Origin of the sequence: Methylobacterium soli (assembly GCF_008806385.1) — a bacterium.
In the GTDB taxonomy this organism is placed as follows: domain Bacteria; phylum Pseudomonadota; class Alphaproteobacteria; order Rhizobiales; family Beijerinckiaceae; genus Methylobacterium; species Methylobacterium soli.
Genome location: NZ_VZZK01000022.1, coordinates 93,512 through 105,101, shown reverse-complemented (window position 1 = coordinate 105,101; position 11,590 = coordinate 93,512). Strand labels below are relative to the sequence as shown.

Sequence of the window (11,590 nt, the reverse complement as noted above, 5' to 3'; positions counted from 1 at the left end):
CTGCTGCGAGAATTCCGAGACGATGCCGGACAGGTGCTGGAGGACCCAGAAGTCGCTCGGCGCCGCTACCTTCAGGAAACCGCTCGGCCCCTTGGCCTGGGCGATCAGGTCGTCGAAGCTGCGCTGCGCCTCCTCGACGAGGCGGGTGGCCTGGGCGAGATAGGTCTCGCCATAGGGAGTGAGGGCGATCTTCCGGGTGGTCCGGTCGAGGAGCCGCAGGCCCACCGCCGCCTCGAACTGCGTGATGCGGCGCGACACCGAGGAGACGGGCATGTCGAGGGCCGCGGCGGCTTGGCTGAAGCTCTTCCGCTTGGCGACCTCCACGAACAAGGCCATGTCACGCAAGACTTGAGGATGCGCCATCGTGCTGCGGCTTTCTCACTGACGCCAAGTAGGGCCGGGCACAGCGAGCCCCCCACTCAAGATACACAACCCTAGATAGGGGAACTGCCGCGGCGGTCAAGCCGAAAAGGCGAAGTCTTGTTCGTGCTCTGTAGGGGCGAGTCTCCGAATTTGATTGTGAATAATGCTATTGATGAAGTTTTTTCTCTAAAATTTTATCTGGATCTCAGTCTGACTCATCTGAAACGCCTGGCCGCACCGACCGCCATGGCACATTAACCATGCTGGTTGCTGACCGTTATTGCCAAGTACCGGATTCCATTAGGCTCGCCCAACGGGCCTGCATGATCGCGCGTGCCTGCCTCTAGCCTCGTGAGGGCGCGTCCCGATGACATGAACGCGTCGGGATAGCAACCCGAGGTTGCCGGCATCGGGGTCGCAGATCCGGGTTCGACGCCCGGCTCAGGCTCGGGATTTGCTGGAGCGTGCCGCCGGCCAGGCCGAGGCGGCGGGAGGGCGGAGCGTGTAGGCGGAGGCGCGTGGGCGCAGGCCGCTGATCAGGCCCGCCGCCATCAGACCCGCGACGCTGCCGCCGACCGGCGCAGCGGCGAGCGCGAGGGCGGCACCGCTGTCCCACAGCATCAGTGCCGTCAAAGGGCCGCCCAAGAAAGCCGCCAGCATGATCCCAAACATCAGGAACCCTCCCAGAAAAGGTCCCTACCGGACATAAACAGAGATACCATCGGAAACAGGCGATTCTAGAAAAACTCTTTCCCGAATTCCATGAGTGTACGATCCCGCGCCGGGAATCCTTACCCACAACTCTGCGACCGTCCTAGTCCCAGGAATGTCGGTGCCGCGAAAGGCCGATCCGCTTCAGCGTCGTTCAGGCCGCCGCCCGAGCAAATGTGCGAGCAGGCCCGCCTTCGGCGCGGTGCCATCCAGGCCCGGAAGAGCACAGGCACCGATCGCGCGCAAGCATTGGTCCCCGGCGTTGCTTCATCGCGCTCGAAGGAAAACGCTCCCACCTCCGGTCCGATGCTGGCGGATCGGGACCAATACGAAGCGTGATCGTGGCGGCCCATGTCAGTCCACGGGGCTGATACGGGCCTGATCCGGCCGATTAAAGTTCGATTAAACCCAAACACATGTCCGTCCATGCGCAGATTTGTCGCAGGATATTCGCAATTTTACTGAAATTACCGAAATTGAAAAACACCTTTCCAATGAGAATACTTTCGAACGACGCCCCCGGCGCCAGCTTATGGCCTGTGTCCTGCAAGGGGGCTCGGACCGGCTCGCATGCCGGAATCCGGATCTGCCCTGCTCGGAAACACAACCAGAAAGCGAATTTAAAGGGGTTCCGCTGCCGGAAACCGCGTGTCCAGGGTGAGGGTCGTTCATGGCTACCAATCAGACGTTTGACGGGTTCGTCGGCACCGCCGGGAATCCCCTCACGATCGGCGGCTATGTCTATGCCCTGAGGAGTGCGAACGGCACCAATACGGGCCGGCTCAGCGTCCAGAGCGAGTTGGGCGATGCGGTCCTCGAGCTCGAATCGAGTTCCGGCTACCTGTCCATCGCCCAGGCCTCCGGCACGGCCTTCACGCTGAACGGCCTGACGGTCGACCGGGACATCTCGGTCCTCGGCAGCACCTATTTCGTGGGCTTCCGCAACGGCGTCCCGGTGGCGACGTCCGAGGTCGCGAACCTCCTGAACATCGGCGACCAGCGCATCACCTTCACGGGCTCGCAATGGTCGAACCTGACCGAGGTCCGCGTCTACGCGCGCGGCGTCCTCGACGTGAATCTCGGCACCGGCTTCGCGATCGACGACGTCACCACCACGGATAGCACGGCGCCGCTCGCCCCGACGCTCAGCGCGGGGGTGACGGCGACCGCCGACAACACCCCGACCCTGACCGGCACCGCGGAGGCCGGCACTACCGTCACGATCCTCAACGGCACCGCGGTGCTGGGCAGCACCACGGCGGCGGCGAACGGCACCTTCTCGTTCACCCCGACCACGTCGCTCAACGACGGGACCTACAATTTCACCGCCCGCGCGACCGATGCCAGCGGCAATACCGGCCTGGCCTCGGCGGCCGTCGCCCTCCAGATCGACGCGACGGCGCCGATCGCGCCGAGCTTCACGGGAGGCGGCGGCGCGACCCGCGACAACACCCCGACCCTGACCGGCACCGCGGAGGCCGGCGCCACCGTCACGATCCTCAACGGCACCACGGTGCTGGGCACGGCGACGGCGGCGGCGAACGGCACCTTCTCGTTCACCCCGACCACGTCGCTCAACGACGGGACCTACGCGCTCACCGCCACCGCGCGCGACGCCCTCGGCAATGTCAGCCCCGCCTCCACGGCCCTGCCCGTGCGGATCGATACCGCGGCGCCGGGCGCCCCGACCGTCGTGGCCCCGAGCCTCACCAACAACAGCACCTCGACCCTGACCGGCACGGCGGAGGCCGGCGCCACCGTGACGGTCTATAACGGCACGACGGTGATCGGCACCGCGCAGGCGGGGCAGAACGGCAACTACAGCCTCACCCCGGCGGTCGCGCTCACGGCCGGCAGCTACAATCTCACCGCCACCGCGACCGATCTGGCCGGCAATGTCAGCGCCCGCTCGGCGGGAACGAGCCTCGTCCTCGATCTCACGGCGCCGGCCGCCCCGACCCTCAGCGCGGGGGTGGCGGCGACCGCCGACAACACCCCGACCCTGACCGGCACCGCGGAGGCCGGCGCCACCGTCACGATCCTCAACGGCACCACGGTGCTGGGCACGGCGACGGCGGCGGCGAACGGCACCTTCTCGTTCACCCCGACGATCGCGCTCGCGGATGGCCGCTACACGCTCACCGCCCGCGCGACCGATCCCGCCGGCAACCAAGGCGTGGCCTCGGCCGCGATCCCGCTGCAGATCGACACCACCGCGCCGGCGCAGCCGGTTCTCACGACGGGGGGCGGCCTCACGGGCGACAGCACGCCGACGATCGCCGGCACGGCGGAGGCCGGCGCCACCGTCACGATCCTCAACGGCAGCGCGGTCCTCGGCACGGCGATCGCCGACGCCAACGGCGCCTTCACGTTCACCCCGACGACGCCGCTCGCCCAGGGCAGCTACGGGCTCACCGCCACGGCGCGCGACGCCCTCGGCAACACGTCTGCGGCCTCGGCGCCGCTTGCCGTGACCCTCGACCTGACGGCGCCGGGCATGCCTGCCCTCAACGCCTTCGCGGCGCCCACGAACAACACGACGCCGACGATCACCGGCACGGCCGAGGCCGGCGCCACCGTGACGATCCTCAGCGGCGGATCCGCGATCGGCACCACCACCGCCGATGCGAGCGGAAACTTCTCCTTCACCCCCACGAATGCCCTGCCGGCCGGCACCGCGAGCCTGACGGCGACCGCCCAGGATACCGCCGGCAACATCTCGATGGCGTCGGCTCCGGTCTCGCTCACCATCGACACCACCGCGCCGGGCGTGCCGGTGCTGACGCCGCCGGCACCCACGAACGATACTACGCCCACCATCACGGGCACGGCCGAGGCCGGCGCCACGGTGACGATCCTCAGCGGCAGCGCGATCCTCGGCACAGCCGTCGCCGATGCCGGCGGCAACTTCTCCTTCACCCCCGCGGCCGATCTGCCCGCCGGCACCGCGACCCTAACGGCAATCGCCCGGGATCCCGCCGGCAACAGCTCCGGCCCCTCGGCCGGCGTGACCCTCGCGATCGACACCGCGGCGCCCGGCGCACCGGTGCTGGCACTGCTGGCGCCCACGAACGACACCACGCCCACCATCACGGGCACGGCCGAGGCTGGCGCGACCGTGACGATCCTCAGCGGCGGCTCGTCGATCGGCACGGCGATCGCCGACGCCAACGGGAGCTTCGCCTTCACCCCCACGAATGCCCTGCCCACCGGCACCGCGACCCTGACGGCTACCGCCACGGATCCGGCCGGCAACAGCTCCGCCCCCTCGGCGGCGGTCTCGCTCGTCATCGACACCGCCGCGCCCGACGCGCCGGTGCTCACGTCCTTCGCGAGGCCGACGGGCGATGCGACGCCCACCATCACGGGCACGGCCGAGGCCGGCGCCACGGTGACGATCCTCAACGGCAGCGCGATTCTCGGCACGGCGGTCGCGGACGCCAACGGCGCCTTCAGCCTCACGCCCGCGGTTCCGCTCACCGACGGCACCATCACCCTGACGGCGAGGGCCGTCGATCCGGCCGGCAACAGCTCCGGGCTCTCGGCCGCGACCCCGCTCACCGTCGACACGGCGGCGCCGGGCGTGCCCGTCATCACGCCGTTCGAGAGGACCACCACAGACAACACGCCCACCATCACGGGCACGGCCGAGGCCGGCGCCACGGTGACGATCCTCAACGGCAGCGCGATCCTCGGCACGGCGGTCGCGGACGCCGACGGCGCCTTCAGCCTCACGCCCCTGGTTCCGTTGCCCAATGGCACGTTCAACCTGACGGCGACGGCCGGCGACGCCGCCGGCAACGTCTCGCTGGCCTCGGCCCCCGTGGCGCTCAGCGTCGACACGGTCGTGCCGAATGCGCCCCTGGTGAACTACATCGCGCCCACCAGCGACCTGACGCCGGTCGTGACCGGCACGGCCAATTTGGGCGACACCATCACGATCCGCAGCGGCGATCTCGTCGTCGGAACCGGCCAGGCCGGGGAGGGCGGCGCCTTCAGCATCACGCTGTCCGAACTCTCTCAGGGCACCAACACCCTGACGGTCACGGCGACGCGGCCGAACAACGAGGTCTCGCCGGCCGCCCCCCTGACCATCCTGGTCGACTCGTTCGCCCCCGCGGCCCCGACGATCGCCGGCCTCCCAGGCCCGACGAACGACACGACGCCGACCCTCACGGGCACGGCGGAGCCGGGAAGCCTCGTCACCTTCACGATCGGCGGGAGTGGCGGGAACGGCGCCACCGAGATCGGTTCCGTCGTGGCCGGCACGGACGGGCGCTACGCGTTCACCCCGGCCGCAGCCCTGAACGAGGGAACCGCCACGATCAACGCCGTGGCGCAGGACGTGGCCGGCAATCGCTCGCCCGCCGCGACACTGTCGCTCACCATCGACACGACGGCGCCGGCCGCACCGACGATCGCGGCCCTGCCGGCGACCACCAACGACGCGACGCCGACCATCACCGGCACGGCCGCGGCCGGCAGCACCGTCACAATCCTGAACGGCACCACCATCATCGGCACCGCCGTGGCCGATGCCGACGGAAACTACACGGTGACGCCGAGTGTCGACCTTGCCGACGCCGCCGCGAGCCTGACCGCGACGGCGCGCGACGCCGCCGGCAACGTCTCGACCGCCTCCGCCGCGGTCTCGGTGACGATCGACACGGCCCCCCCGGCCGCCCCGACCCTGCTCGCCCTGCCTTCGGCGACGAACGACGGCAGCCTCGTCATCCGCGGCACCGCGGAGGGGGGCAGCGTTGTGGCGATCAGCAATGGCGGGGTGCTCCTCGGAACCACGACGGCCGCCCAGAACGGCGCGTTCAGCTTCACGCCGCCGACGCCGCTCCCCGACGGGACCGCGACGCTGACCGCCACCGCCCAGGACGCGGCGGGCAACCGCTCGCCGGTCTCCCTGACCGCGACGGTCACGGTGGACGCGACGGCGCCGGCCGCTCCGGTCTTCACCACGCCCTCGGCGGTGACCAGCAACGCCATCCTGACGCTCACCGGCACGGCGGAGCCCAACGCCACCGTCACCCTGTTCGATGACGGCAACTCGCTCGGCTCGGTCCAGGCGGATGCCACCGGCGACTGGTCCTTCACCCCGGCGGCGGCGCTCGCCGAGGGGGCCAACATCATCACGGCGACCGCCACGGATGGATTCAACAATGTCAGCCCGCTCGGGACCGGGCCGACCCTGACGGTCGATACCGTAGCACCCCCCGCCCCGGCCCTGACGATCGACGCGGGCCCGACCAATAACAGCAGCCCGGTCATCACCGGCACGGCCGAGCCGAACAGCACCGTCACGATCACGAACGGCGAGAGCGTGCTCGGCACGGTGACGGCCGGCGCAAACGGCGCCTTCAGCCTCACCCCCGCCACCCCGCTCGGCGACGGCACCTACACCCTCGTCGCCACCGCGACCGACGCGGCGGGCAATACCGGAACGGCCTCGGAGGCGGTCGTCGTGACCATCGACACCGCGGCACCGGCCGACCTCGTCGTCACCAGCACGGGCGGCCCCACCAGCGACACCACGCCGGCGATCACCGGCCAGGGCGAGATCGGCGCCACCGTGACGCTCCTCGACGGCACCCGCGCGGTCGGCACCGCGACGGTCGACGATGACGGCAGCTTCACGGTGAGGCCGACCAATCCGCTCGCGGATGGCGCCCATGCGCTGTCGGTCCAGCTCACGGACGCGGCCGGCAATGTCGGCGCGCCCTCAACCCCGGTCGGCGTCACGATCGATACCGGCATCCCGGCCGCCCCAATCTTCACCACGCTCACAGGCGCCACCGGCGACGCCACCCCGACGCTCACCGGCACGGCGGAGCCGAACGCCACCGTCACCCTGTTCGACGACGGCACCCGGCTCGGCTCGACCCAGGCGGATGCCACCGGCAACTGGTCCTTCACCGCGGAGACAGCGCTCGCCAACGGGCCCAACGTCATCACGGCGAGCGTCACGGACGCCGCCGGCAATACCAGCCCGGTCGCGGCCGGGCCGACCCTGACGGTCGATACCGCCGCGCCCTCCGCCCCGATCCTGACGATCGACGCGGGCCCGACCAACGACCGCGCGCCGGTGATCACCGGCACGGCTGAGCCGAACAGCACGGTCACGATCTCGAACGGCGAGACCGTGCTCGGCACGGTGAGGGCCGACGGCAGCGGCGCCTTCAGCTTCACCCCCGGCACCGCGCTCAGCGACGGCACCTACACGCTCAGCGCCACCGCGACCGATCCGGTGGGCAATGTCGGAACCGCCTCGGAGGTGGTCATCGTGACCATCGACACCGCGGCCCCGGCCAGTCCGGTGGTCATCAGCCAGGGCGGCACCACCGGCGACACCACGCCGGAGATCACCGGCCGGGGCGAGGCCGGCGCCACCGTGACGCTCCGCGACGGCACCGCGCCGGTCGGCACCGCGATCGTGGGCGATGACGGCACCTTCACGGTGAGCCCGACCGATCCGCTCGCGGACGGGCCCCACGCCCTCACGGTCCAGCTCACGGACGCGGCCGGCAATGTCGGCGCGCCCTCGAACCCGGTGACGGTCACGGTCGACACCACGGTTGACGTTCCGCCCATCGTGGCCTTCCGGGTGGCGACGACGGCGGACGGAATCCTCAACGCCGCCGAGGCGCAGGCGACCGCCTTCACGATCTCGGGCCTCGATGCCGGCACCACCGGCACCGCGACCTTCACGGATGGCTTCGAGACCAGCGTCAGCGTGGCGATCGGGCCGAACGGCACCTACGCGGCGGATCTCTCCGGCCTGAACGGTCCGGTGACGGCGAGCCTGCAGATCACCGACCCGGCGGGCAACACCGACACGGTGGCGGGCCCCGCGCTCGTCCTCGACACCGTCGCGCCGGCCGGCACCGCCGAGGCCGACGCCACCGTCGCTGCGGTCGCGAGCTTCACCTACGCGGTGAGCTTCCCCGAGGCGGTGACCGGCGTCAGCATCGATGATTTCGTCCTGACCGGCACGAACGGGGCCTCCGGCACCGTCACGGCGGTGACGGGCTCGGGCGACAACTACATCGTGACGGTGGCGGGAATCTCCGGCACCGGCACGCTGACGCTCGGCCTTGCCGAGGGATCCGACATCGCGGATCTCGCCGGCAACCTCGCGAGCCTGGCGCCGGCCGAGCGGGCCGTCATCGGCGTCCCCCCGGTTCAGCCCGTGATCACCGGCTACACGACCGATACGGGCGTCGCGTCCGACGGGATCACCGGCGACACCACCCCGACGCTTACCGGCATCGGGGCCGCGGGCTCCACCGTGACGGTTCGCTACACGGACGGAGACGAGCCGGCCGAGGCCACCACCAAGGTCGATCAGGACGGAACCTGGAGCCTGACCCTGCCGGTTCTCCCGGACGGGGCCTATAGCTTCACCGCGAGCCTCACGGCGGCCAACGGCACCGCGATCGGGACCTCGGCCCCGCTCTCCCTCGCCATCGACAGCAGCGTCGACGCGGACGTGCCGACCACGCTCGTGGTCGACGGCACGCCGGACGGCCTCATCAACGCCGCGGAGGCGGCGGCGGTCTCCTACACGGTGGCGGGGCTCGATGCCGGCACCGACGGGACGATCACCTTCAGCGACGGCATCCGCTCGGTCGACGTGGCGGTGAGCGAGAACGGGACCTTCACGGTCGACCTCTCGGGCTTCAACCGGGCGGTCAGCGCGAATCTCGCCCTGAGCGACGCGGCCGGCAACGCCGCCTCGATTTCGGGCAACACCGTCACCCTCGCGACCGGCCTTCCCGGTGCCCCGGTCATCACCGGGCTGGCGGATGATACCGGAATCCCGGGCGACGGCCTCACCGCCGACACGACCCCGACCCTCACCGGCGCGGCCGATCCCGGCAGCACGATCCGGCTCGACGTCACCACGGCAGAGGGTCCGATCTCGGTCGAGACGAGGGCGGACGGGACCGGCGCCTGGACCGCGACCCTGCCGAGCCTGCCCGACGGGGCCTATGCGGTGACGGCTCTGGCCATCGATGCCGCCGGCAATACCAGCGTGGCGAGCGCCCCCCTCCCGATCAGCATCGACGCGACGGCGCCCGCCGGCACCGCCAGCGCCGACACGGCCGGGGGGCTCGCGGCCGAGAGCTTCACCTACACGGTGAGCTTCCCCGAGAGCGTCGGCGCCGTCGGTCAGGACGATTTCGTCCTGACCGGCACGAACGGCGCCTCCGGCACCATCACCGGGGTGACGGGGTCGGGCGGCAGCTACCTTGTCACGGTGGCGAACGTCACCGGCGCGGGCACACTGACCCTCGGCCTCGCGGCGGATTCCGACATCGCCGATCGCGCCGGCAACCTCGCGAGCCTGACGCCGGCCGACCGGAACGTCGCCATCGGCACGGGCGCGACGGTGCCGACCACGATCACGGGCTTCACCGAGGATTCCGGGACCCCGGGGGATGGGGTCACCAACGACGACACCCCGACGCTGACGGGCACCGGCAATGCGGGCGGCACCGTCACGGTGACGTACGGAACCGGGGCGCAGACCCAGACCCTGACGGGCCCTGTCGACGCGCTCGGCAACTGGAGCCTGACCCTGCCGACCCTCGCGGATGGCCGCTACAGCGTCACGGCGGCGAGCGTCGGCCCGGCCGGAGCGCCGGGCGGAACCTCCGCGCCGCTCGACCTGACGATCGACACCGTGGCGGACACCCTGCCGGCGGTGGAGCTCGCCCTCGACGGGTCGGCGGACGGCATCCTGACGCCCGCCGAGGCCGCGACCGCGCGATTCACCCTCAGCGGTCTCGATGAAGGCTCGACGGCGGCCGTGACCTTCACGGACGGCGCCGGAAACCGCGTCGCGGCGACGGCCGCCGCCGACGGCACCTACGATGTCGACCTGTCGGGCCTCACCGGCACCGTCACCTCGACGATCGTCGTGACGGATCCGGCGGGCAACAGCGCGGTCGGGGCCGGCAACGCGATCGTCATCGGCGCAGGCACGACGCCCCCGCAGGCGCCCGCCCCGACGATCGGCGGCCTCCAGGAGGATACGGGCACGCCGGGCGACGGCATCACCAGCAACCCGACCCCGATCCTCACCGGCACCGCCGCTCCCGGCAGCACCGTGACGGTGAGCTATACCGACGCGGCCGGCGCCCAGACGGCCACCGGAACGGTCGGGGCCGACGGGTCCTGGCAGGTCGCCCTGCCGACCCTGCCGGACGGAACCTACAACTTCGTCGCGACCGCCGAGGTGCCCGGCGCGACCCCGTCGCCGGCCTCGCAGCCCCTGCAGGTCGTGATCGACACGGCGGCCCCCGCCACCCCGGTCTTCGTGGGGGTGGTCGGCGACGACGGGAACGGCATCGTCAACGACGCCACCCCGACCCTCACCGGCACCGGCGAGCCCGGCAGCACGGTGACGATCGGCTACGAGACGCCGCAAGGGCCGGGTTCGGTCACGGGTACGACCGGCTCGGACGGGCGCTGGACCATCGACGTCCCGGCGCTCCCCGACGGCAGCTACAGCTTCACCCTCGGCACGACGGATGCGGCCGGCAATGTCGGCACGCCGGCGGCCCCGATCACGCTCACGATCAACACCGGCGGCGGCACGGGCGGCGGTGGAACGGGCGGCGGCGGCACCGGTGGCGGTGGAACGGGCGGCACCGGCGGTGACGGTGGCGCAGGCGGCGGCACGGGTGGCGGCACGGGCGGTGACGGCAGCGCCGGCGGCGGCGCCGGCGGATCCGATGGCGGCGGCACGGGCGGGAATGGCAGCGCAGGCGGCGGATCAGGCGGATCCGACGGCGGCACCGGTGGTTCGGGCGGCACCGTCGGCGACGGCGGGTCCGGCGGCACGGCGCCCGTGCTGGTCGGCGACGTCAACCGGGCGGTCGCCCACGCGCCGGCCGTCTCCGGCAACCTCCTGGCCAACGATACCGGCGCGGCCCTGAAGGTGGCGGCGGTGCAGTTCTCGGGCGGGCTGCAGGTCGCGGTTCCGATCGAGGGCACCATCAAGGTCGTCGCCAACCACGGCACCCTGACGGTCTCGGCGGATGGCAGCTACAGCTACGAGGCGACCGGCTCGAACAACCTCGACAACAATCTCAGCGCCAACGAGCACTTCACCTACACGGTGGCGGATTCGGCGGGGGCCACCGCCCAATCGACCCTCGATGTCCGCCTCGACGGGCAGGCGCCGCAGGCGAGCGCGCGCTTCGACTTCGCCTTCACGGATGCCCGGGTGGCGCTCTCGGGCGAAGCCCTGCTGCTCGTCGGCCCCGACGGGGTGACGCGGGACATCAGCGGCATCGACACGCTGCGCTTCACCGACGGGGAGATCCAGAACAACGACGGACACCACGTGGTGGACGACGTCTTCTACTACGCGAACAACCTCGACGTCTGGCGGGCCCATGTGGATGCCGACACGCATTACGAGACGTTCGGCTGGAAGGAGGGCCGGGACCCGAACGCCTATTTCCACACGAAAGCGTATCTGGCCGAGAACCCCGAC

Annotated in this window: 3 protein-coding genes; 1 reads left to right on the top strand and 2 read right to left on the bottom strand. The window is 71.1% G+C overall.

What is annotated here, in order from left to right; genetic code table 11:
* Positions 1-363: LysR family transcriptional regulator (locus F6X53_RS19760; RefSeq protein WP_151001905.1), on the bottom strand; the 363-nt coding region annotated here is incomplete at its 3' end.
* A 441-nt stretch (positions 364-804) separates the two neighbouring features.
* On the bottom strand, positions 805-1,035 hold the full coding sequence (locus tag F6X53_RS19755; RefSeq protein WP_151001904.1) for a hypothetical protein: 231 nt from the start codon (positions 1,033-1,035) through the stop codon (positions 805-807).
* Positions 1,036-1,744: 709 nt separating this feature from the next.
* Between F6X53_RS19755 and F6X53_RS19750 the strand changes: the two genes are divergently transcribed.
* On the top strand, positions 1,745-11,590 hold a 9,846-nt coding region (locus F6X53_RS19750; RefSeq protein ID WP_151001903.1), incomplete at its 3' end, for an Ig-like domain-containing protein.

What these genes read in the sequence shown, in the direction of transcription:
- F6X53_RS19755 (WP_151001904.1), bottom strand. Translation starts at nt 1,035, where the DNA reads ATGTTTGGGATCATGCTGGCGGCTTTCTTGGGCGGCCCTTTGACGGCA.